Raw genomic sequence first — 24452 nt, forward strand, 5'->3', positions numbered from 1 at the left:
CTCTACTTTTGTGTTTCGTCTTCGTTATCGATGACGGCGAGCACCGCATCCGCCCCGACCTGCTCGCCTGCGGCCACCTTGAGGCTCACGACGCCGGCGGCCGGCGCGCGCAGCGTGTGTTCCATCTTCATCGCCTCGACGGCCAGGACGGCATCGCCCTCGGCAACCTCAGCGCCGTCCGAGACGTGGACCGCGACCACCGATCCAGGCATGGGCGAGGTGATCGCGCGGTCGCTCGACGCGTCGATCGCGTCGCGCGGAACGCGGGTGGGCAGGAGTTGGAGAGTCCAGCTACCGGAGTCGCTAGAGACCCACACCGCGCGCACATCGCCTCCGGGTTCGCGCTGCAGCGTCGCCCGAAATTCGGTCGTCACGCTGGCGCACGTGACGCGGAACTCGGTCGGGCCGCCGAGCACGTAGACCTCGAAGGTCTCCTCGGCGGGGGCGTCCACCTCGCCGCTGCGGTTGAGGCCGAGCGCGCCGGGCAGGAGTCGTTCGGGGTCGTCCGCCCGGAGCCGCGCGACGACCGGCGCGGCCGCCCCGACCTCGAAGCGGGCGATGTATTCCGCCGGTCCCCCGAGTCGCCAGCCGCGGCCTGCATCGAAACCGGCATGGCCGCGGGCGCGGCTCGGCTCCTGCGCGGACTCGATCGCCTGGCACGCGGCCGCGAAGGCCGCCGCGGGCACCGACGGCGGCGCGTATCCGGCACCTCTGCCGTCATCGGCGACGAGTTGGTCCAGCAGGTTGGTGTCGAGTTCTCCGGAGCGCACCCGCGGCTGCGCGAGCAGGAATCGACAGAAGTCGAGATTGCTACCCACGCCGTCGACGCGGGTGGCGGCGAGCGCGGTATCCAGCCTGTTCAGGGCTGCGTCGCGGGTCGGCGCCCACGCGATGATCTTCGACAGCATCGGGTCATAATTGCCGCCGACGACGGTGCCGGGCCGCAATCCCGAGTCGACGCGGATGCCGTCGCCGGAGGGCTCATCGAGCGCGAGCACCGTGCCGCCGGTCGGCAGGAATCCGCGCGCCGGGTCCTCGGCGTAGACGCGCGCCTCGATTGCGTGCCCACGTAGCGAGACTTCCTCCTGCGAGAGGGGAAGCTCCTCGCCCGCCGCGATGCGGACCTGGCATTCGACAAGGTCGACGCCGGTGACCATTTCGGTGACCGGATGCTCGACCTGCAGCCGGGTATTCATCTCCATGAAGAAGAACTCGTCCGGCGCGTGCGCGGACACGATGAACTCGACGGTGCCCGCCCCGCGGTAGCCGACCGAGCGCGCCGCATCGCAGGCGGCGGCGCCGATGCGCTCGCGGGTGGCGGCATCGAGCAGCGGGCTCGGCGCCTCCTCGATGACCTTCTGATGGCGCCGCTGCAGCGAACATTCGCGTTCGCCGAGGTGGATGACGTTGCCATGGGCATCGGCGAGGATCTGCACCTCGATGTGCCGCGGGGTGTCGACGAAGCGCTCTATGAACAGCGTGTCGTCGCCGAACGAGCTCGCCGCCTCGCGCCGCGCGGTCTGCAGCGCTGCGGGCAGCTCCGAGCCCTCGTGCACGAGGTGCATGCCCTTGCCGCCGCCGCCCGCCGAGGGCTTGATCAGCACCGGGAATCCGACCTCTTCGGCGCCGGCAATGAGCTCTGGATCGGTGAGCCCCGGTCGCGAAATCCCCGGCACGGTCGGCACGTCGCGGCTCGATACCGCCGCCTTGGCCGAGATCTTGTCGCCCATTTCCCTGATGGATGACGCCGCCGGGCCGATGAACTCGACGCCCGCGGATTCGCATGCGGCGGAGAACTCGGCGTTCTCGGAGAGGAACCCGTAGCCCGGGTGGATCGCCTGCGCGCCCGTCGATTTGGCCGCGGCGAGGATCTTGTCGATCACGAGGTACGACTCGCTGGCGGCCGCCGGGCCGATATGCACGGCGACGTCAGCGGCGTGTACGTGCTTCGCGTCGCGGTCGGCGTCGGAGTACACCGCGACCGAGCGGATGCCCATTTCGCGCAGCGTCCGGATCACTCGGCAGGCGATTTCCCCGCGGTTGGCGACGAGCACCGTGTCGAAGCCGCTCGCCCCGGCAACCGGGCGAGAAGAGAAGTGGTCTGTCTCTACAGTCATGAGGTCACATCACATCCGGAAGATGCCGTTGGAGATGGGCTCCAGCGGCGCGTTGGCGGCGGCCGCAAGGCCGAGGGACAGAACCTTTCGGGTGTCGGCGGGGTCGATGATCCCGTCGTCCCACATGCGCGCCGTCGAATAGTAGGCACTCGATTGGCTCTCGAACTGCTCGCGGATCGGGCTCGCATAGTCCTCGTATTCGGCGTCGGTGAACTCGCCTCCCGAGCGCTCGACCTGGTTTTTCCGCACCGTGGCGAGTGTGTCGGCGGCCTGCGGTCCGCCCATCACCGAGATTCTCGCGTTCGGCCACATCCACAGAAAGCGCGGCGAATACGCCCGCCCACACATCGAATAATTGCCGGCGCCGAAGCTGCCTCCGATGATGATCGTGAACTTCGGCACGCGCGCGCAGGCGACGGCGGTAACCATCTTCGCCCCGTTCTTCGCGATTCCGCCGGCCTCGTATTGGCGCCCGACCATGAATCCCGTGATGTTCTGCAGGAACACCAGCGGGATCTTTCGCCGATCGCACAGCTCGATGAAGTGCGCGCCCTTGAGCGCCGACTCTGAGAACAGCACGCCGTTATTACCGATGATCCCGACCTGGTGGCCGTCGATGCGCGCGAATGCAGTCACGAGCGAGGCGCCGTATTCCGGCTTGAATTCGGAGTACGCCCCGCCGTCAACAATTGTAGAGATGACCTCGCGGACGTCGTACGGCGTCCGCGAATCGGTGGGCACAAGGTCGTAGAGATCGGTCTGCGGCCTCGCCGGCGCCACCGCGTCGACGACATCCCACTCGGCGTCACCCGGCGGCGGGCACGTGGCGACGATGTCGCGAACTTTGGCGAGGGCGTCCTGGTCGTCCGCCGCGAGGTGGTCGACTACGCCGGAAGTCTTCGCGTGCAGGTCGCCGCCGCCGAGCTCCTCCGCGGTGACCTCCTCCCCGGTGGCCGCCTTCACCAGCGGCGGACCGGCGAGGAAGATCGTGCCCTGGTTCCGCACGATCACCGCCTCGTCGCTCATGGCGGGTACGTACGCGCCGCCCGCGGTACACGAGCCCATGACGGCGGAGATCTGTGGAATTCCCTGGGCACTCATCCGCGCCTGGTTGAAAAATATGCGGCCGAAGTGATCCCGATCGGGAAACACCTGATCCTGCTGTAACAACATGGCGCCGCCGGAGTCGACGAGATAGATGCACGGCAGGTGGTTCATCGCGGCGATCTCCTGCGCGCGGAGATGCTTTTTCACGGTCTCCGGATAGTAGGTGCCACCGGACACCGTCGCATCATTGGCGATGATGAGGCATTCGCGCCCGGAGACGCGGCCGATACCTGCTATCACCCCCGCAGCAGGTGCCTTTCCCTCGTACATCCCGTAGGCGGCGAGCGGCGCGATTTCGAGGAACGGGCTACCCGGGTCGAGCAGACCGTCGATGCGGTCGCGAGCCGGCAGCTTGCCCCGCTCGATGTGGCGCGTACGCGCCTTCTCCCCGCCGCCGGCGGCGACCTCCTCGCGCGCGGCGCGCAGTTCTTCGAGGAGTTCGATGTGCGCCGTGCGGTTCTCACCGGGCGTGCGTGAAGCCATTCCTCGTCCCCTGACCGTTTCCGGTCGAGTCCAGGTCTCCCCGAACCCAACTTCGGTTACTTTCGATTAACTGTAATTCGATAGTAGTGATACCCCTCACAATTGTCCACCGAATCAGAAGTTGTGGCGCAGTTCACATCGATTGGGTATGTTTTGGATCACACGCAGTTGCGCATCCGCACCTGCGAAGTGCGCATGGAGCGCGTCACCACCCCCGACGCGCTCCCGCCGTGCGCGACAACGATGAATACGAAACGGTTCGGTGACCCCCATGACCTCAGTACTCGGCCCCCATCGGCACAGCGACGCGGAGCACCTCGGCGACTTCTCGCTCGAGGACCGCTACACCCGCGAATCCGGGACGATCTTCTTGTCCGGCATTTCCGCGCTGGTCCGCATGGTTCGCGATCGGGCGATCATCGATCGCCGCCTCGGGCTCCACACCGGTTCGATGATCTCCGGGTACGAGGGCTCACCACTGGCCGGATACGATCTCGAGATCTCCCGCCGCGCCCACAGGTTCCTCGACCCCTTCGATGTGCACCATCGCCCCGCCGTCAATGAGGAATTGGGCGCAACCACCGTGATGGGCTCGCAGCTCGCCGGCACCGCCGGCACGCTCGCCTCGACCCCGAATTCCGCCGCACGCCCGCTCGACGGAGTCGTCGGTTATTGGTACGGAAAGGCGCCGGGGCTCGACCGCGCGACCGACGCCCTGCGGCACGCGAACCTCATCGGCACCGGGTCCCGCGGCGGAGCGGTGGCCCTCGTCGGCGACGACCCGGGCGCCAAATCCTCGACTGTCCCCTGCGCCTCGGAGATGGCGCTCGCCGACATGTACATGCCGATCCTCTACCCCGCCGATTCCCAGGACATACTCGACCTCGGCGTGCACGCCGCACTCATGTCGCGAGCCTCCGGACTGTGGACCTCGCTGAAGATCTCCGCGCACGTAGCCGACGGATCGTCGACTGCCGTCGTATCCCCCGACCGCATCACTCCAGTCCTCGAGCCTCTCGGCGAAAGCCCGCACGTTCCGAGCGGGAAGTTGCTCGGACGCAATCTCATGGAGCTCGAGCAGAATCAGCTCACCACCCGCATCCCGCGGGCCCTCGAGTATGCGCGGATCAACGGCATCAATAAGCTCATCACCCACACACCCGACGACCGTATCGGGATCGTCGCCGCCGGCAAGACGTATATGGACGTGCGCTCGGCGCTGTTGCGCATGGGGCTCGACGAGGAGGAACTCCATCGCCGCGGCGTCCGCCTGCTCAAGCTCGGCATGGTCTACCCGATGGAGCGCGAGATGCTCTTCCGCTTCGTCGACGGGCTCAGCGAGGTCATCGTCGTCGAAGAAAAGCGCGACTTCATCGAAACCATGATCCGCGAGATCCTCTACGACCGCCCCCACAACCCGAACGTGCGCGGCAAGTCCAACGAGGATGGCTCCACATTGTTCTCCCGTTTCGGCGAGCTCGACATCGATTCGGTGACCCGCGGTCTCGCCCACCGTCTCGGCGCAGTTCACCACATCGAGGCCGCGCAGCGCTGGCTCGACACCGAAACTCGTCGTCCCACGCGCATCGAGCTCCCCCTCATCCAGCGCACCCCCTACTTCTGTAGTGGCTGCCCGCACAATGCGTCGACAAAGACGGCCGATGGCACCCTGGTCGGAGCCGGCATCGGCTGCCACGCAATGGTGCTGCTACAGCCGGAGGAGCAGGTCGGCAATGTCGTCGGCGTCACGCAGATGGGCGGCGAGGGAGCGCAGTGGATCGGCATGGCCCCGTTCGTCGGCGAGCGCCACTTCGTGCAGAACCTGGGCGATGGCACCCTCGACCACTCCGGCTCACTCGCGATCCGTGCGGCCGTCGCCGCCGGGGACAACATCACCTACAAGTTGTTGTTCAACGGCACGGTCGCGATGACCGGCGGGCAGGACGCGGTCGGCGGCAAATCGCTGGTCGAGACGCTGCGCATGCTGCAGGCGGAGAAGGTCGCGAAGATCATCGTCACCACCGACGATGAAAAGCGCACTCGCCATCTCGGCCTTCCCGCAGGTGTCGAGGTCCGCGATCGCGCGGACATGATCGAGGTGCAACGCGAACTCGCCGCCGTCCCCGGGGTCACCGTGCTCGTGCACGACCAGCACTGCGCGGCCGAGAAGCGCCGAGGGCGCAAGCGCGGCGCCTTCCCCACGCCCACCCAGCGGGTGGTCATCAACGAGCGGATCTGCGAGGGCTGCGGCGACTGCGGCAAGAAGTCGAACTGCCTCTCGGTGCACCCCGTCGATACCGAGTTCGGCCGCAAGACCCAGATCGACCAGTCCTCCTGCAATCTCGATTTCTCCTGTTTGTCAGGCGATTGCCCATCGTTCGTCACGGTCACCCCGGGCGAGACCAAGAAGGTGCCCACCGCGCGTGCCGCCACGTTGGACGCCGCCGTCCTCCCCGCGCCTAACCCGGAGAAGTATGACGGCGGAGGCGCTGGTTTCTCCATGCGCATCACCGGCATCGGCGGAACCGGGGTCGTCACCGTGTCCGCGGTTCTCGCCACGGCCGCAGTGATTGACGGCAAGCATTCGCGCACCCTCGATATGACCGGGCTCGCGCAGAAGGGCGGCGCCGTGGTCTCGGACGTGAAGATCGCCGGGACGCCGCTGCCGCAGGCCGCGAAGGTCGCGACCGCGAGCTGCGATCTGTATCTGTGCGCCGACGGTCTCGTGGGCGCGGACCAGACCAACCTCAAAGTGGCTTCGCCCGAACGCACCGTCTCGGTGTTGTCCACCGCGAAGATCCCCACCGGCAAGATGGTCATCGACACGCGGACCTCCTACCCCGCTGCTTCCGAGGTCTCCGGACGGATCGGCGCAAGTTCGCGCCGCGTCGTCGCGCTCGACCCGATGGAGCTGTCCACGCAGCTCTTCGGGGATACGTCGGCGGCGAACATGGTGCTCGTCGGCGCCGCCTACCAGTCCGGAGCGCTGCCCATCAGCGCGGAGTCCATCGAGCGCGCGATCGAGCTCAACGGCGTCGCGGTGGACCGCAACATTCAATCCTTCCGCCGCGGCCGCCAGGCGGTAGCCGACCCCGCCGCAGTCACCGCGGAAGTCGAGCGCCTGCATCCGGCTCCCACACCCCGCGTGCTTTCGGGTGAGGAACGCGCAATCCTCGCGAGCGTCGAGTCGAGCGGCAACCGTCTCGCAGACATTCTCACCGTTCGCGTACCGGAGCTGCTCGCCTACCAGGATGCGCGCTACGCGCAGCGTTATGCGGACCGCGTCGAATCAGTGCGGCGCACCGAGGACGCTGTCTCGCCGGGATCGACAGTGCTCGCAGAGGCCGTCGCCACCTACCTGTTCAAGCTGATGGCCTACAAGGACGAGTATGAGGTCGCCCGCCTCGCCATCGATCCGGAATTCGCCGCGCAGATCACAGAGGATTTCGGCGAGGGCGCGAAGATGGCGGTTCGCCTCCATCCGCCGCTCCTGCGCGCAATGGGGATGAGGAACAAGATCGCGCTCGGCGATTGGGCCCGGCCCGCGCTCGTCGGTCTTGCCAAGGCGAAGCGACTTCGCGGCACGAAGATCGACGTATTCGGCCGCACCGAGGCGCGCAAGCTGGAACGCGAGATCCTCGCCGAGTACGAGGTGTTCGTCGACCGACTCGTCCACCACATGCGTGCGGCACGCCCGGACGCCATGTGGCTCGCACGGGCTGCTGCGGCCGCGGAGTTGCCAGACATGGTGCGCGGCTACGAAGAGATCAAGGAGCACAACGCCGCCGAGTACCGCACGGAGATGGCGGAGCGCACTGCGGAACTCTTCGCCGGCTGAGCAATAAGTCGCGGCCCAAGATGACGGAGCCGAGGCCGAGTGTCCGCGGAGCGCGGACTACTCGGCCTCGGCGGTCAACGAAGCGCGGACCATCGCCGTCAGCAAGTGGCGCAGGTATTCGCGCGGAGCGCGGGGAAAACGCGGGCTCGAGTTGAGCAGCCCGATGCCGCCGGAGACGCGGATGCGCGCCGAGGTGTCGTCGAGCGCGGGGTTGTGCCCCTGGAGTGCCTTGGTCCAGATGTCGAGGTACTGGCGCTGGAGCGAACGCACCTTTCGGCGCGCGGATTCCGGGAGCACCTCAAGGTCGCGGTATTGCACGGAGATCAAAGCGGGCTCGGTAATGACGAAGTCGACGTGCACCGCGATCAGCCCCTCGAGGCGCGCAGCCGGATCCGATTCGGACGCGACTACGGCCTCCGCGGCGGCATGCAGCCGCTCGGAAATGTCGGTGAGCATCTCCATGAGCAAGTCCTCTTTCGAGGAGAAGTGGCGGTACATCGCTGGGCCGGACACACCGACGGCCTGGCCGATATCGTCGAGCCGGACGCCTCGAAAACCGTGCTTGGACATCAGCTTCGAAGCTGCCGTGAGGATTTCCTCGCGCCGCTCCGCCTTCGCCCGCGCCCGCGGGGTGAGCCGTATTTCGTCCTCGCTATCGGCCTGTAACGCGCTCCTTGTGCTCCTGATCACACCCGCCACGTTACCCTGCTGCCGCAGCGGTCAACAAGGTGATGGCCACTAAGGCGTTATTAACCGAGTGGAGAATTATCCCAGGCACGACCGACCGATACCATTCGGCCATGATGCACAGGCTGAACCCGATAACGGCGAGATACGGGAAGCCAACGGCCACGAGATGAACGATTGCGAATGCGCAACCGGCGAGCGCGGCACCTCCCCACCGGCCGAGCCGCGTGCGGATCATCCCGAACACGACGCCCCGAAAGAACAGCTCCTCCCACACCGGAACCACGCCGCATATCAGGATGACGCCGATCGCCACGACCGGCAGGGACGTCCCCACGAGCACGTCCTCGACCGAGCCCTGCGCCGGCTCTGCAGATGTAAAGGGAGCGATGACTGCGATCTGCACGACCAATGCCGACACGATGACCAGCGGTATCTGCCACAGGAGATTCCACATCGACCGCGCTGGCGGCCGCCAGCCGATCACGTCCCAACGCCCACCGAGCGGTGACACGACGAATGCCCACATACCGATGCCCATCACCACGGACGAGCCCAGCAGCACGAGAATGAACAGAGCCGTCGTCGACGCCCCATCCCGTACGAAGGACACCACAAATAGTGCGAAGATCAGCGCGGCGAAGTAGCCGACCACGAGCGCAATGATCTTGAGGACGGCAAGCACGCCGAACTTCCCGCCGAGCGGTGAGGACCAGCGCGCAGAAGCAGGACCCCACGTCGGCGCCTGCACGGTCGCGGCTACCCGCGCCGGCTGCTGGAGCCCGCCGCCGGCGGGAAAACGTTGGTCCTGGCTGGGCTGGAACATAGAGAGATCCGAACTCGCTGGCGCCTCAGTGGAAGAAGTGGCGCGCCCCGGTGAGGTACATCGTGATCCCCGCCTTCTCTGCGGCTTCGATCACCTCGCCGTCACGCACGGATCCGCCCGGCTGGACAACCGCCTTCACCCCTGCGTCAATAAGAACCTGGAGCCCATCGGCGAACGGGAAGAACGCATCCGAGGACGCCACGGCGCCGGCCGCACGCTCGGTCCCGGCCCGCTGCACCGCGAGGTGCGCGGAGTCGACGCGGTTGACCTGACCCATCCCCACGCCGACCGTGGCGCCGCCCGAGGCGAGCAGGATCGCGTTCGACTTCACCGCACGTCCGGCCCGCCACGCGAACACGAGGTCGCGCAGAACCTCGTCGGACACGTCCTCGCCGCACGCCTTGGTCCAGCCCGAGGCGACATCGCCCGGGGCGTCGAGTACGTCGCGGGACTGCAGTAGCGCGCCGCCGGTGATCTGCTTGCGCTCGATCCGCTCCTCGGGCACGGGCGCGGTGAGGATCCGGATGTTCTTCTTTCCCTGCAGGATCTCCACGGCCCCGTCCTCGTACGACGGTGCGATGATCACCTCGGTGAAGATCTCTGCGACCTGCTTGGCCATCTCGACCGTTACCTCGCGGTTCACCGCGATCACGCCGCCGAACGCGGACAGCGGATCGCAGGCGTGCGCCGCGCGGTGCGCCGCGGCCACATCGCCCGCGACCGCGATCCCGCACGGGTTCGCGTGCTTGATGATCGCCACGCACGGCTCGGCGTGATCGAACGCGGCTCGCCACGCGGCGTCGCCGTCCTGGTAGTTGTTGAAGCTCATTTCCTTGCCGTGCAGCTGCGTCGCCTGCGCGATCCCCGGCGCTGCCGCCGCGTCGGTGTACAGTGCGGCGGACTGGTGCGGGTTCTCCCCATACCGCAGCGTCGCCTTGCGCTGCAGCGACTGTCCTGTCCACACCGGGAACTCCGACTGCTCCACGGCCTCACCGCTTACGCTGTCGCCGCTGGTCTTCTCGGTGATCCACGTCCCCACTGCGACGTCGTACGCTGCGGTATGACGAAACGCCTCGGCCGCGAGCGCGCGCCGCTGAGACAGCGTGAACCCGCCACCGGCCACCGCCTCGGCGACCGCGCCGTACGACTCCGGCGACACGACGACGCCCACCGACGGGTGGTTCTTCGCCGCCGCGCGCACCATCGACGGCCCGCCGATATCGATCTGCTCGACGCATTCGTCGTAGTTCGCGCCCGAGGCCACGGTTTCGGTAAACGGGTACAGGTTCACGATCACCAGGTCGAACGGCGCGACGCCAAGCTCGGCGATCTGCTCGAGGTGCTCAGGCTTGCGGGTATCGGCGAGGATGCCGGCGTGGACGCGCGGGTGCAGCGTCTTTACACGCCCTTCGAGGCATTCAGGGAAATCGGTGAGCTGCTCGACCGGCGTCACGTCCACCCCGGCCTCGGCGATCTGCTTCGCCGTAGACCCGGTCGAGACGATCTCCACGCCGGCCTCGCCGAGCGCCTTGGCGAGTTCGACGAGCCCGGTCTTGTCGTACACGCTGACGAGAGCGCGACGGATCGGGCGCTTCGTCTCGGCGTCGCGGGGGTCGCCGGTGAGTTCGGGGACGGACGAGGAGTTCGCGGACATTGAGTCGCCTTTCGCGTTGTGGACCGGGACGTAGCTGGAAACAAGAAACCTTGGAATGACGCCGGACGTGGCGGCTAGCCGGGCCGACGCGTTGCCGCGCCGGCGAGATCGACTTCGCCCACCGCGATCCCGACGAGCGTCGAAACGATGAGCTCACGCTCGAGCACCTTGATCCGCTCGTGCAGCTGATCTTCGGTTTCGCCGGCGTTGATGCCAAGGGCGCGTTGCGCGAGGATCGGCCCGGTGTCCACGCCCGCGTCGACGAGGTGCACGGTGCAGCCGGTGATCTTCACGCCATACGCGAGCGCGTCCCGCACGCCGTGCGCGCCGGGGAACGCCGGCAGAAGCGCCGGGTGGGTGTTGATCGTTCGACCGGCGAACGCGTCGATGAACCGCGGCCCGAGGATCTTCATGAACCCCGCCGACACCACCAGGTCCGGCGACGCCCCGGCAACGGCCTCGCTCAGCGCGACATCCCACGCGGCGCGGTCTTGATATTCGCCCACAGGCACCACCTGCGTCCTGACGCCGAACGCCTGCGCCCGCGATACCGCCTCACACTCGCGATCGGTGAACACGGCGACGACATCGACCGGCGCCAATCCGGAGTTCGCCGCGTCGAGAATTGCCTGGAGCAGCGTGCCGCCACCGGACGCGAGAACGACGATGCGCAGCTGCTGGGCCGCCTCCTGAGGCGCGGGCGCGGGCGCGTGGCGCGCGTGCGCGTTGTCTTCGGTGGAACTCACAGGCGGTGCGGTCTCCTCTTCGAAGCGGAAGCTGTCGATGGCGGGTTGCGATGCCGCCTAGTCTAGTCTCTCGCCCTCGCCGGGCTCGCTGTCGCTTCCCTCACCGGCCTCGGCCTCCGCCCCGAACCCCGCGTCAACTCCGGTTCCCTGGTTCCCTACCGGCTCCGCCTCGTCCGCGTCCTCGGTCCATCCGTCGGCGGCTTCGGCCTCGGCGAGCATCTGCTCGGTGATCACCGGAAACTCGTCGGTGATGTCTCGTTCGGAGTCTTCGGTGCCAAACACCTTCTTCTCCACGACGGCGGGCGATTGGTCGCCCTGGCCCTCGCTCGGCTCGGACGTGGAGGCCTCGGCGGTGGTTTCGGGCACCGAGCGGTCCTCGACGGACGCGGCATCGTCGGCCCCACCGGCGGCAGGTACGGCGTCCTCCGCAGCCCCTACCGAAGTATCGGCGGCGGACGCTTCGCTCGCGGCCTGGTCCTGCGCCGTCGCGGACGCGGGGCCCTGCGAGTCGGCACCTCCGCCGTCATGCGTGGGGGTCGTGTCTTCGGTTCCGGACGCGGCGCCAGCGGCGGCTGCTCCGGCGGCGGCACCCGCGCCGGCCGCTCCGGCGGCTGCGCCCTGGCCACCGTGGGCTGCGTTCTTCGCGGCGACGCGCTCGCGGCGCTGGCGGATCCTGTCCGCCGCGGCGGTGCGCTTTCGTTCAACTCCGACGAGCGACAGTGCCATGGTCGCTGAGCCGAGCACACCCATCCATGCGACGATGAGCAGGCAAGTCAGACCGAGAGGGTAGCCGGCGCTACCGAGAAGGCCGACATTCCCTCCGACGAGGAAGCGCGCGAGCACCGACACCACGACGGCGGTGGCCGCGGCGACGAGGCATGCGAACACGCCATCACGTGTCGCGGCGAACCATCGGGCGCTGTAGCGCGCGATGAGCACCGCTGCCAGCGCGGCCGCAACGAGAGCGAGCTGCCACCACCACGACGGCTGCGACGCGGGCCAGGCCGCGAGAATCGGCAGCGCCGGAAGGTCGCCGGGTGCCACGGTGAACACGCTCGCCGAGGCGTCGCCGATGTTGGCCTGCCCGCCGACGACCGCGGCGGAGCCGAGCGCGAAGACGTTCGGGGCGTAGCCGACCGACAGCAGGAACAACGCCACCAGGCCCCAGGCATCGCCCTCTGCGGTGCCGAACAGCATCCCCAGATCGGACCAGTTGATAAGGAAGAAAATGATGCCGACGATCCCGGAGATCACCCACGTGGCGGCGACGAACGCCCCGCCCATGTGGAGGCCGGCGACCACATAATTCGGCACTTGCTTGCGCACCCACCGCACGTGCGCCCACCAGAGCCCCGCCGTCACCGACACCAGATTGACGACGACGGTCCACAGCAACGCTATGCCGACTCCGTCGACGCGTGCGGGGAAATCGGTACTGGCGGTGTCGAGCACGGTCGCCGCGAGCCCGGTCACGATCACCGGGATGAGCACCATGACGACGGTGGTCAACGCCGCCGCTCTGTGCGCCGCCTCCATCTGGTCAGTCGGCACCCCGGGCATCGCGCTCGACACCGACTCCTCGGCCTCAAGCGCATAGGGCATTGCGGTGACCCTCGCCTGCCAAGCGACCGCAAAGCCGTAGAGCAGCGTCGGGACAAGCGGAAGCACGCTGAGCGTCACGCCGTCCGCGGAAAGCGGCGCCTGATTCACGGCGAGCCACATCGTCGACACGAAGTGCGGCATCGACGCGAACTCGCGACGCATCGCGAGCAGCGCTATAAGCGTCAAGGCCACGAGAAGAGCGAGGGTGACCCCGACGGGAACGACCGCCGACGTCAACAATTTGGGCACGCCGATTTTCGGCGATGCCCCTCGGTCTCTCGAACTCATAGATCGTTGGCGCTCCACCCGTCCACCGTAAGGACCGGACCGGGCGGAAATGGTGAACGGCACGCCGGTTCCGGGAACCGGCGTGCCGTTCGTTATCCAGCCTGAGATCTACTGGCCGGGGTAGCCTCCGGGCTGCTGGCCGTAGCCGCCCTGGTCGTATCCGCCGGGCTGCTGGCCGTAGCCACCCGGCTGCTGTCCGTAGGCGCTCTGCCCGTAGCCTCCGGGAGCCTGCCCGTAGCCACTTTGGCCATAACCACCTGCCTGCTGGCCCGGCGCCTGGTAACCGCCTTGCCCCTGGTATCCGCCTTGCTGACCCGGGCCACCAAATTGCTGGCTCGGTCCGCCGAACTGCTGCTGTTGCTGCGCTTGCTGGGCCTGCTGGGCCTGCTGGATGCGCTGCTGCTCTGCCTTCTGCGCCTTCCGCTCCGCAGACTTCTTCTTGAAGTCGTCGATCATCTCGTCGGTCGCGAACACAGAAGCGGCCAGCACGATGACGGCGAGGAAGCCGAGAATCAGGGTGAGAATGACGCCAAAGCCCCACGTAGACGAGCTGAACCCGAGTCCGGACTCGGGGGTGATGTTGCCGGCCCCGACGAGCTGGGACACGAAGAACGCGAGCCATGTACCCGCTGCGATAGCAAACGCAGGAATCCGCTGCTCACTGAACTTGATGGACAGCCCCGCAAGGATCGCCACGATGAGGAAGCCACCGTGCACCCAGGGGTATACGGCGAACCCGCTGATCGAAGTCTCATCACCGAGTGCGGAGAACGACTGGAATTCGAGGAATCCCATGAGGAAAGTGAGGGCGCCGAGTGCCGTCGCACCGATCGCGAGCCACTGAACGATCGTCAGCGGGGCCTTTGCCTCGGCAGGCGGGCCATACGTTGCCGCCTGACTAGGCGAAGACTGTTGCTGGCCGTAGCTGCCCGCAGCCTGGCCGGCACCGGCTGTCTGGCTCGCGTAGGCTGCTGCACCCAGCGCTGCCGAATCGTTCGACGAACTTTCTGCGGAAGCACCCGCCCCGGATGCGGCAGCGTAGCCCTGCGGCGAGCTGTACTGGGTGGTCGAGTCCGCGGCAGGCGTGTAGCCCTGCGGCGAGCTGAACTGCGTCGTCGAGTCCGCGGCAGGCGTGTATCCCTGCGGCGAGCTGTACTGGGTGGTCGAGTCCGCGGCAGGCGTGTAGCCCTGCGGCGCGCTGTACTGCGTGGAAGACGTGCTTACGCTGGGCTCGTTACTCGGGTAACCGCCGGGAGCCGAGTGGGCACCGCCTTGCGGCTGAGAGTCGGCATTCCACTGCGAGGTGGGGGCCGAGCTGGAGCCGAGCGTCGAGGAGTCCCCGGCGACGCCCTGGCCATACCCGGGGTTGGAGCCGTAGCCGGCCGGATAGGAATCCGAGTGCGCTCCCCCCGTGTACGAACCGGAGGTGTGGCCTTCGTCCGCAGCATGCGCGCCGCGGAACCCATCGCCGTAATCGTTCGTCGCGGCGGGGAATGCATCGCTTCCGAATGCATCCCGCGAATAGCCGTCCGAGGGCTCACCTGCCGGACGCTGTCCGAAATTGTCAGTCATGGGACTCCTTCTCTTTAGTCTTTGCCCACCGTAATAGCTGGAAAGCGCTCGCGAAACCATTAATCGCAAATGAGAACGGGGCAGCCCGCATCGGACTGCCCCGTCATCGACGACCGCCTACTTAGAGGTTGGCGAGAACCTCGCGCGCGAGGTCTGCGGTCTCGGACGGCGTCTTGCCGACCTTCACGCCTGCCGCTTCGAGCGCTTCCTTCTTGGCTGCCGCAGTGCCCGAGGAGCCCGAGACGATGGCACCGGCGTGGCCCATCGTCTTGCCCTCAGGAGCGGTGAACCCGGCGACGTAGCCGAAGACAGGCTTCGACACGTTCGCCTTGATGTAGTCGGCCGCGCGCTCCTCGGCGTCGCCGCCGATCTCGCCGATCATAACGATGGCCTTGGTCTCCGGATCCTCTTCGAACGCCTTGATCGCGTCGATGTGGGTGGTGCCGATGACCGGGTCGCCGCCGATACCGATGGCGGTCGAGAAGCCGAAGTCACGCAGCTCGTACATCATCTGGTACGTGAGCGTTCCGGACTTGGACACGAGGCCGATCGGGCCCTTACCGGTGATGTTCGCCGGTGTAATGCCGACGAGGCTCTCACCCGGAGTGATGATGCCCGGGCAGTTCGGGCCGATGATGCGGGTCTTCTCGCCCTTGGACACGTTGTAGTTCCACGCGTAGGCAGCGTCCTGCACCGGGATGCCCTCGGTGATGACGACGGCGAGTCCGATCTCGGCGTCGACGGCCTCGATCATTGCGTCCTTGGCGAACTTCGGCGGGACGAACAGGATGGTGACGTCCGCACCGGTCTCGTCCATCGCCTGCTTGACCGACTCGAAAACGGGAAGCGCGACGTCATTCCCGTCGGCGTCCTTGTGCTCGACGGTGGTGCCGGCCTTGCGGGCGTTGACACCGCCGACGACGTTCGTACCGGCGGCGAGCATGCGCGCGGTGTGCTTGGTTCCCTCGCCACCGGTGATGCCCTGAACGATGACCTTGGAGTCCTTGTTTACAAAAATCGACATGTGAAGTCTCTCGTCCTTACTTGGCGGCCAGCTCGGCGGCCTTGTCGGCGCCCTCGTCCATGGTGGCGGACTGGGTCACGATCGGGTGGTTGGCTTCTTCGAGGATGCGGCGACCCTCTTCGACGTTGTTTCCGTCGAGTCGGACGACGAGCGGCTTGGTGGCCTCGTCGCCGAGGATCTCCAGCGCCTTGACGATGCCGTTCGCCACGGCATCGCACGCGGTGATGCCACCGAAGACGTTGACGAAGACGCTCTTGACCTGGTCGTCACCGAGAATGACGTCGAGGCCCGCAGCCATGACCTCTGCAGAGGCGCCGCCACCGATGTCGAGGAAGTTCGCCGGCTTGACGCCCTTGTGCTTCTCACCTGCGTAGGCGACGACGTCGAGAGTCGACATCACGAGGCCGGCACCGTTACCGATGATGCCCACCTCGCCGTCGAGCTTGACGTAGTTGAGGTCGTTCTCCTTGGCCTTGAGCTCGAGCGGATCGGTCGAGCCCGCATCGGCGAACTCGGCGATCGACTCCTGACGGAACTCGGCGTTCTCGTCCAGCGTGACCTTGCCGTCGAGCGCGAGGATCTGGTCGTCCGGGGTGCGCACGAGCGGGTTGACCTCGACGAGGGTGGTGTCTTCCTTGACGAAGACCTCGTAGAGCTTCGCGATCGTCTTGGCCGCAGAGTCCAGGACCTCTTCCGGGAGATGGCCGGCTGCGGCGATCTCGCGCGCCTTGGCTTCGTCCACACCCTCGGTCGGGTCGATGTTGATCCGAGCGAGACGATCCGGGGAGTTCTTCGCAACCTCCTCGATCTCCATGCCACCCTCGACCGAGCACATCGCCAGGTAGTTACGGTTCGCACGATCGAGCAGGAAGGAGATGTAGTACTCCTCCTTGATATCCGACGCCTCGGCAACCAGGAGCTTCTTCACGACGTGGCCCTTGATATCGAGACCGAGGATGTCCTCGGCGTGGGCCTTTGCGTCGGCAGGGTTGTCCGCCAGCTTGACGCCGCCGGCCTTGCCTCGACCGCCGACCTTGACCTGAGCCTTGACTACAACGCTCTTGCCAATTTCCTGCGCGATCTGCTCTGCCTCTTCTGCAGTATCCGCGACGCGCCCGGGGGTGGTGGGTACGTCGTGCTTCGCGAAGAGAGCCTTTGCCTGGTATTCGAAGAGATCCATCAGCTCACCATCTTGACATGTTGATTTTCTCGGCACCGGGTCGGGAACCGAGTCCAGCCTCAACTTTAACCCCATTGCTGAATGCGCGCATCGAGTGACCTGTCATCCCCCTGAGGCACCGCCGTTGCTCGCGCCCGATAGCTGACCGACCAGGGGTTACTCGACCGCGTCGGACAGGCTCCACAGTGGAAAGCTGTGCACGGTTGCGAGAACCGGCGGCGTGAGGGGTTGCGCGAAGCAAGCATCGCCAACAACCGAATGTGACCATCGCCATATGCCGACCCTTATCGAAACAAACAGCAGGTAAACGAGTGGCCGCTGTTATTCGTGTTGCAGAAGTCTTTTAGACAAGCGGGCGCGCGTGGGCGTTGGTCCCGAATCAGCTTGAACCGGGCCGCGAGTGCGGCTACGTTAAGACGTTGTTAGTGATCACGAAACGATCACGGGAAGGCCTCGGGTGCGTAATGGGACGCCAGAAAACAGATGTAAGTGAGCTCGCAGAGCGCATGCGCATCGACTCTGGCGACCCCGAACGGTCTCCCCGCAAGGCAGCTTCTCACCGCGTCCCCGGCCCATCGGGTTCGATGAAGTCACGGGCGGCCGTAGTGGCGGTCGCTGCAGGCGCGTCGTTCGCAGCATATAACGGCGCCAACGTCGGCGGAGCTTCGCAATCCGAGGCTGACGTGCTGTTCCTGGCCAGCGGTGAGACGCGCGCCGGCGGTACCGCGGAGGCCGAGGCCGCTCCGGTCGCCGATGAGGTCCAGTGGGATCCGGCCCAGGACGATTCCGTCATCACGTCCTTATACGAAGGACAGACGAAAAACGTCGAGCGCGAGGTCTTAGAGGAACTCGACCGCCGTCCGAAGATCGTCGCACCTGCCGTGGGCACGTTCACTTCCGGGTACGGGCAGCGCTGGGGCGAGATGCACGGCGGGATAGATATCGCCAACGAGACGAACACCCCGATCGTCGCCGCAACCAACGGCGTCGTCATCGATGCTGGCCCTGCCCAGGGTTTCGGGCAGTGGGTGCGCATTATGGGTGACGACGGAGTGATGACCGTTTACGGTCACCTTGAATCAATCGACACCGAAAAGGGTCAACGCGTCTCGGCCGGCGATCACATCGCCGGAATGGGAAACCGCGGATTCTCAACCGGCACCCATCTGCATTTCGAGGTGTGGGAGAACGAAGGAAAGCAGCGCGTTGATCCGCTCCCCTGGCTGATCCAGAACGGGGTCGACCTCAGTTCGGTCGGTTCGATCGGCGAGGCCGCCGAGAACATTGCGCTCCCGGGATCCACGGACCCGGCCAGTATTGCCGCCTCTGTCGCGGGTTCGCTTGTTCCCGATCCTGCCAACGAGACCGGCGCCCCCGGTCTGGAGGAAAGCCTCCGCTCAACCGTCGTCGGCGATGCGGGTGAGAACACGCAGGAGCTCATCGCGCTCGCTTCGGGGCAGACCCGTGCCTCCGGGCGGGACGCGACCATCGGTCCGGTCGGCGTGATCGCGGGCAAGCCGCGCGCCACTGCACCCAAGAAGGGCGCGTCGGCGACGAGCACCCCGTCCCTGAGTGCCATCGGCTCGAAGTAGTTTCCCTCACGCGGTAGCGCGGCGGATGTTCCCGCCGCATGCGGACCACGTCGAGCGCTACAGCTTGGTCATCGGCACGCCGCCGATCAGCATGAGTTGCACCGTTCCGTAGTCACCGAAGTCTATCCGTGCTCGGGCGGTCGTCCCCGATCCTTCCACAGCCACGACCTTGCCGAGTCCGTACTTGTCGTGATTGACGCGGTCCCCGAGCTCGAGCTCCAGCGCCGGCTTCTTCGGCGCGGCCTTCGGAATGCCGCGGGAGCTTCCTCCACCGAAACGACTGCCGCCCGCCCCGGCCGCACCGATTCCGCCGAAACCGCCAGAGTCCTGGCCGAATCGCCTGGGCGCGGAATAGTCGCTGTCGATAAAGGACGAACGCTGCGGTTCCTCACGCTCCCATTCCACGACGCTGTCGGGGATCTCGCCGAAGAATCGTGACGGTGGGTTGGTCATCGGCTGACCGTATGTCGAGCGCAACATCGCCCTGGAAATGTATAGACGCTGGCGTGCCCTGGTAATGCCCACGTAAGCCAGCCGGCGTTCCTCCGCCAGTTCCGCGGGATCCCCGAGCGCACGCATGTGCGGAAAGAGCCCGTCCTCCCAACCGACGAGGAAGACCGCCGGAAATTCCAGCCCCTTGGCGGTGTGCAGGGTCATCAACGTGACCTCGCCCGCATCATCCTCCGGAATCTCGTCGGCATCGGCGACGAGCGACACGCGCTCGAGGAACGCCTCCAGCGACCCTGGAACCGCAAGCCCCTCGTCCAGCTCTGCATCGAGCGCGTCCTCTCCACCCGATTCGCCGGGAACCTCGTCCGCAGAGCGTCGCAGAGCGGCCTCCGAGGAGAATTCACGCGCCACTCCCACGAGTTCTTCGAGGTTATCGAGACGCGTCCCGTCCTGCGGATCGTTCGATCCCTGCAGGGCATCGCGGTAGCCGGAGGCGTCGAGCACGGCATCGAGGAGATCGCCGATATCGGGAAGCGAGCCTTCCCCAGCCGCATGCCCATCCCCCTCAAGGCGTCCGCGGAGTCCATCAGTCATCTCCACGAACGCCGCAATGGACTTGACCGCGCGCGGCCCGAGGCCGGAGACCTTGCCTTCAGCCGCATCGCGAAGCGCCGAACCGAAGCCGATCTGCCGCACGTCCGCGTGGGCGACCACGGCCTGCTCGGCCTTGTCCCCGATGCCGCGCCTCGGGGTGTTGATGATGCGCCTGAGCGAGACGGTGTCTTCCGGGTTGAGCAGAATGCGGAGGTATGCGACGGCGTCCCGCACCTCTTTGCGCTCGTAGAAGCGGAGTCCGCCGACGACTTTGTACGGGATACCCAGGCGGATAAAGATGTCCTCGAGCACGCGCGAGGAGTTGTTCGTGCGGTAGAAGACCGCGATGTCTGAGTAGTTCAGGTCTCCTGAATCGACGAGGCGATCGACCTCGCCCGCGACGAAACGAGCTTCGTCGTGTTCGTTGTCGGCGACGTACGCGGTGATCGCCGAGCCCTCGTCCGACGCGGTCCACAGATTTTTCGGACGGCGCCCCTCGTTGCGGGAGATGACGGCGTTTGCCGCCGAGAGGATCGTCTGCGTCGAGCGGTAGTTCTGCTCGAGAAGAATCGTCTCCGCATTGGGGAAGTCCTGCTCGAAGTCCTCGATATTGCGGATTGTCGCGCCGCGGAACGCGTAGATCGACTGGTCCGCATCGCCCACGACGCACAGTTCGGACGGCGGAACCGAGAACTCCGGCTCCTCCTTGCCCTGTTCGCTCGCCCCGCCGCCGACGATGGTGCGGACGAGCACGTACTGGGCGTGGTTGGTGTCCTGATACTCGTCGACCATGACATGGCGGAAGCGGCGCCGATAGTATTCGGCGACCGGAGGATTGTTGCGGAGTAGGTCGACCGTTTCGCCGATGAGGTCGTCGAAGTCGAAGGCATTCGCCGAGCGCAGGCGCGCGGCGTACTCGATATAGACGGCTGCGATCGTCTGCGCGTTTCGGTCGCCGTCTTCCATCGCGATATCCATTGCCCGCTCCGGCGAGACGAGCTCGTTCTTGTGATTCGAGATGGAGTTGGCGAGGTACCGCGGGGTGTACTTCTTGACGTCGAGGCCCTGCTCCTTGGCGATGATGCCGAGCAGCCGGCGCGCGTCGTCCCCGTCGTAGATCGAGAAGTTCGAATTGCGACCCGGGACAAGCTCGTATTGCGCGCGCAGGATGCGCACACAGATCGAGTGGAACGTGGCGACCCACATCCGCGAGGCTTCCGGACCGACGAGATCGGCGACACGCTCGCGCATTTCCGCAGCCGCCTTGTTGGTGAAGGTGATGGCCAGGATCTGCCCCGGGTGCGCCCCGCCCGCGGCGAGCAGGTAGGCGATGCGGCGAGTGAGCACGCTGGTCTTGCCAGAGCCGGCCCCCGCGACGATGAGCAGCGGCCCGCCACGGTGCTCCACGGCCTTACGTTGCTGCGGGTTGAGCCCCTCGACAAGGCGCTCCACGTAGCCCGATCCCCCATTGCCGCCTTGGGTCCGGGCGGACGTGGCCACGGTGGCGGACGAATGAGCTGCGGAATTCGGGTCTGTGCGTGGAGACATGATGCATGTAGGTTACCGCCCGGGTGCGACATTCCGGGTACTCGCTCCGGCGTCAGCCTTTCGCACATTAGGCTGTAGTCCATGAGTGATGCCGCCTCCGAGAACACGCCGAACGGCGACGCCTCTGTCGACCCCGCGGGTACCGACGATCCTCTGTCCGAGGCCGAGATCCAGCAGCTGCGCCAGGAGATCGACAGCCTCGACGCCCAGATCCTCGCGTCGGTCAAGCGCCGCGCGGAAGTGTCGCGACTCATCGGTAAGACACGCATGGCCTCCGGCGGTACCCGGTTGGTGCATACGCGGGAACTCAAGGTCTACGAACGCTTCTCAGAGCTCGGCGAGGAAGGACGCATGCTCGCCTCGCTGCTGCTGCGTCTCGGCCGCGGCCGTCTCGGTTAAGTTGCAGGTGGGCGCGGTCTGCGCCCGCGTGCCCGGCGAAGTACGTCCGCCGTCATTATTGTGGGTTGTTGAGGGCGCGAGCCGAGGGCGCGGAGGCCTTCCGTTCGAGCCTGTGCGACCTCGAATCCTTTGCTAGGAGAACAGCGATGAACGCTCAGCCACCCGCGGCTGCAGCCACCGATATCTCGACGACACCGGAGTGGGACGCGGTGGGCGATGCCGTCGCCGAGCTCGCCGACACATCGCTGCGCGAACTGTTCGCCGCCGACGGCGGGCGGGCCGGTAAGTTCACCATCCACGCCTGCGATCTGCACGTGGATTTCTCCAAGAATCTCATCACCGAATCGATCGCTACGAAGCTGTTCGCGCTCGCGAAGCGCGCCGATGTCGCGGGCAAACGCGATGAGATGTTCGCAGGCAGACACATCAACACCACCGAGGACCGCGCGGTCCTCCACACCGCGTTGCGCCTGCCCCGAGGCGAGGAGCTGTCCGTCGATGGGCAAGACGTCGCGGCCGACGTGCACGCGGTGCTTGCGCAGATGCGCACCTTCGCCGAGCGGGTGCGTTCCGGCGAATGGAAGGGGCACACGGGCCGGGATATCGACACGGTTGTCGGCATCGGCATCGGCGGCTCGGATCTCGGCCCCGTGATGGTCGACAAGGCGCTTCGCGCTTACCAGACTGCGGGCATTCGCGCCCGGTACGTGTCGAACGTCGACCCGGCGGACCTCACCGCAGTGCTCGCGGAGATCGATCCGGCGAGCACGCTCGTCGTCATCGCGTCAAAGACCTTCACCACGCAGGAAACCCTCACCAATGCGCACGCGATGCGCAGGCACTTCGTCGCCGAGCTCGGGGACGAGTCGGCCGTGGCCAAGCATTTCGTGGCCGTGTCCACCGCGGCGGACAAGGTTGCCGAGTTCGGGATCGACACGAACCACATGTTCGAGTTCTGGGACTGGGTCGGCGGCCGCTATTCGGTGGATTCGGCAATAGGGCTGACGTGCATGCTCACCGCGGGCCCCGAGGCGTTCGACGAGTTCCTCGCCGGTTTCCACGCGATGGACACGCACTTCGCCACGGCGCCGACGCGGGAGAATCTTCCCATCATCATGGGTCTACTCGGCGTCTGGTATTCGGACTTCCTCGGCGCCCAGTCCACGGCGGTGATCCCCTATTCCGAGGACCTGTCGCGCTTCCCCGCCTACCTGCAACAGCTCACCATGGAGTCGCTCGGCAAGTCGGTGCGGCTCGACGGCGCGGACGTCGCCTACCCCACCGGCCAGGTGTGGTGGGGCGAGCCCGGCACCAACGGCCAACACGCGTTCTTCCAGCTTCTCCACCAGGGCACCCAGCTCGTGCCGGTCGACTTCATCGGTTTCGCGAATCCGGCCGAGGACGTGCAGACCTCGGACGGTTCCGGCTCGATGCACGACCTGCTCATGAGTAACTTCTTCGCACAGTCGCGCGTACTCGCGTTCGGCAAGACCGAGGACGAGATCCTCGCCGAGGACGTACCCGCAGACCTTGCCCCGCACAAGGTGATGCCCGGCAACCGCCCCTCGACAACCGTGCTCGCGCCGCGCCTCACCCCGGGCGTGCTCGGCCAGCTCATCGCCCTCTACGAGCACATCGTGTTCGTACAGGCCGCCATCTGGGGCATCAACGCGTTCGACCAATGGGGCGTGGAGCTGGGCAAGAAGCAGGCAGGGCAACTACTCCCATATCTGACGTCGGACGCAGCCCCTACCAAGGGCGCCGCCGCCTTCGACGGTTCCACGGACGCACTGCTCGCCGCCTACCGCTCCGCCCGCGGCCGGTCGTAGACCGCATCCCGTCGGCCACTCGCGCGCCTTGAATGTCGCGCCAGACTGTCCGCAGGCTAGAGGAACTTCCGTGATACTGGCTCGGGCAGGAACCGAAGTGCGGGGTCGACCACGGACCACGGCAGCGGAGGCACGGCGGCCTGCGCGGGTTCGCGGTCAATCGCCGCGACCAACGCCCGCACTCCCTTATCGAGGTCCGCCTTGAGCGGACTCTTGTTCTGGCTCGTCATTTCCGTCGCGATATAACCGGGCAGAATTGTCGACACCTTGATCTGCGAACCGCGGCGGCGTTGTTCGGCATGAATTCCCTGCGCCAGCGACGTCACAAATGCCTTGGTTGCGCCGTAGGTCGTCTCGGCGCCGAGCATTCCGCGCCGCGACGCGATCGAGGAGATGAACACGAGGTGCCCGGCGCCGCCGCGGGCGCGCATGAGCTCGATGGCGACCTCGGCCTGGTGAAGAGTACCGAGGACGTTGACCTTGGCAGTCTCGGCATTCGCCCAGGCCTTGCCCGCCCCGACCGAAGCACCCTTGCCCAGACCGGCGTTGAGAACATAGCGGTCGATTCCGCCGAGTGCGTCGTCCAGTTCCGTGAACACACGACGCACGGCTTCGGGATCAGAGACGTCGAGCGCGGCGATTTCCACGGTGATCGACGGGTTCGACGCCAGAAGTTCTTCTCGCAGCGCCTGAAGATTGTCGAGCCGGCGCGCAGCGAGTGCGAGATTGTGCCCATGTGCGGCCCACTGGCGGGCCATTCCCTCGCCGAGGCCCGCGCTCGCGCCGGTGATGAGGATGTTCTTCCGCTCCTCGTTCTTGCTGCCGCGCTTGCCTGAAATGCCCAAAACCACCGATACGAACCCATCTTCTCGTCGACTCGTGCGTGTGTACTTTTGGGTCAATTTACCCGGATTTC

The 24452-nt window shown here is 66.4% G+C and carries 16 protein-coding genes; 4 read left to right on the forward strand and 12 right to left on the reverse strand.

The genetic code is table 11. From position 1 onward, the window contains the following. Positions 1-2 precede the first annotated feature (2 nt). Positions 3-2117 (reverse strand): acetyl-CoA carboxylase biotin carboxylase subunit, encoded by a 2115-nt coding sequence (locus BJL86_RS11445; protein ID WP_075844980.1) that lies wholly within the window; start codon positions 2115-2117, stop codon positions 3-5. A 9-nt stretch (positions 2118-2126) separates the two neighbouring features. Further along, positions 2127-3707, reverse strand: coding sequence for a carboxyl transferase domain-containing protein (locus BJL86_RS11450; RefSeq protein WP_067472541.1), 1581 nt, complete (start codon positions 3705-3707; stop codon positions 2127-2129). Positions 3708-3978: 271 nt separating this feature from the next. On the opposite strand from BJL86_RS11450, the gene BJL86_RS11455 reads away from it, so the two are divergent. Beyond that, complete coding sequence (locus tag BJL86_RS11455) at positions 3979-7545, forward strand: indolepyruvate ferredoxin oxidoreductase family protein (RefSeq protein ID WP_067472544.1); 3567 nt, start codon at positions 3979-3981, stop codon at positions 7543-7545. 57 nt (positions 7546-7602) lie between these two features. Here BJL86_RS11455 and BJL86_RS11460 read toward each other — a convergent pair whose 3' ends face one another. The 8 genes from BJL86_RS11460 to sucC form a co-directional block, all read right to left on the reverse strand. Beyond that, a complete protein-coding gene (locus tag BJL86_RS11460; protein WP_331710371.1) occupies positions 7603-8235 on the reverse strand; it encodes a TetR/AcrR family transcriptional regulator in 633 nt (210 codons plus the stop codon). 10 nt (positions 8236-8245) lie between these two features. Further along, complete coding sequence (locus BJL86_RS11465; RefSeq protein ID WP_067472546.1) at positions 8246-9058, reverse strand: CPBP family intramembrane glutamic endopeptidase; 813 nt, start codon at positions 9056-9058, stop codon at positions 8246-8248. Positions 9059-9083: 25 nt separating this feature from the next. Next, positions 9084-10712, reverse strand: a complete 1629-nt coding sequence (purH, locus tag BJL86_RS11470; RefSeq protein WP_067472549.1) for a bifunctional phosphoribosylaminoimidazolecarboxamide formyltransferase/IMP cyclohydrolase — start codon at positions 10710-10712, stop codon at positions 9084-9086. Positions 10713-10786: 74 nt separating this feature from the next. Further along, positions 10787-11386 carry a phosphoribosylglycinamide formyltransferase gene (purN, locus tag BJL86_RS11475; protein WP_197487538.1) on the reverse strand — a complete coding sequence of 200 codons (600 nt, stop codon included), beginning with the start codon at positions 11384-11386 and terminating at the stop codon, positions 10787-10789. Between the two features lie 129 nt (positions 11387-11515). After that, on the reverse strand, positions 11516-13348 hold the full coding sequence (locus tag BJL86_RS11480; protein ID WP_156896127.1) for a cell division protein PerM: 1833 nt from the start codon (positions 13346-13348) through the stop codon (positions 11516-11518). 108 nt (positions 13349-13456) lie between these two features. Further along, positions 13457-14920 (reverse strand): DUF5336 domain-containing protein, encoded by a 1464-nt coding sequence (locus BJL86_RS17420; RefSeq protein WP_067472494.1) that lies wholly within the window; start codon positions 14918-14920, stop codon positions 13457-13459. Positions 14921-15041: 121 nt separating this feature from the next. After that, complete coding sequence (sucD, locus tag BJL86_RS11490; RefSeq protein WP_067472497.1) at positions 15042-15944, reverse strand: succinate--CoA ligase subunit alpha; 903 nt, start codon at positions 15942-15944, stop codon at positions 15042-15044. 16 nt (positions 15945-15960) lie between these two features. Next, the gene (sucC, locus tag BJL86_RS11495) at positions 15961-17124 is read right to left on the reverse strand and encodes an ADP-forming succinate--CoA ligase subunit beta (protein ID WP_067472500.1); all 1164 of its coding nucleotides are present in this window, start codon (positions 17122-17124) and stop codon (positions 15961-15963) included. A 464-nt stretch (positions 17125-17588) separates the two neighbouring features. Between sucC and BJL86_RS11500 the strand changes: the two genes are divergently transcribed. Beyond that, on the forward strand, positions 17589-18716 hold the full coding sequence (locus tag BJL86_RS11500; protein WP_231887137.1) for a M23 family metallopeptidase: 1128 nt from the start codon (positions 17589-17591) through the stop codon (positions 18714-18716). Positions 18717-18773: 57 nt separating this feature from the next. Here the strand turns inward: BJL86_RS11500 and BJL86_RS11505 are convergent, their stop codons facing one another. After that, a complete protein-coding gene (locus BJL86_RS11505) occupies positions 18774-21308 on the reverse strand; it encodes a UvrD-helicase domain-containing protein (RefSeq protein ID WP_082908374.1) in 2535 nt (844 codons plus the stop codon). A gap of 81 nt (positions 21309-21389) precedes the next feature. On the opposite strand from BJL86_RS11505, the gene BJL86_RS11510 reads away from it, so the two are divergent. Continuing rightward, positions 21390-21707 (forward strand): chorismate mutase, encoded by a 318-nt coding sequence (locus BJL86_RS11510; protein ID WP_067472505.1) that lies wholly within the window; start codon positions 21390-21392, stop codon positions 21705-21707. A 146-nt stretch (positions 21708-21853) separates the two neighbouring features. Continuing rightward, entirely contained in the window at positions 21854-23536 is a 1683-nt protein-coding gene (gene pgi, locus BJL86_RS11515) for a glucose-6-phosphate isomerase (RefSeq protein ID WP_067472506.1), read from the forward strand. A gap of 56 nt (positions 23537-23592) precedes the next feature. On the opposite strand, the gene BJL86_RS11520 is transcribed toward pgi, so the two are convergent. Beyond that, positions 23593-24387, reverse strand: a complete 795-nt coding sequence (locus tag BJL86_RS11520; protein ID WP_257787267.1) for an SDR family oxidoreductase — start codon at positions 24385-24387, stop codon at positions 23593-23595. Between the last annotated feature and the right edge of the window lie 65 nt (positions 24388-24452).

Origin of the sequence: Dietzia timorensis (assembly GCF_001659785.1) — a bacterium.
Lineage (GTDB): Bacteria > Actinomycetota > Actinomycetes > Mycobacteriales > Mycobacteriaceae > Dietzia > Dietzia timorensis.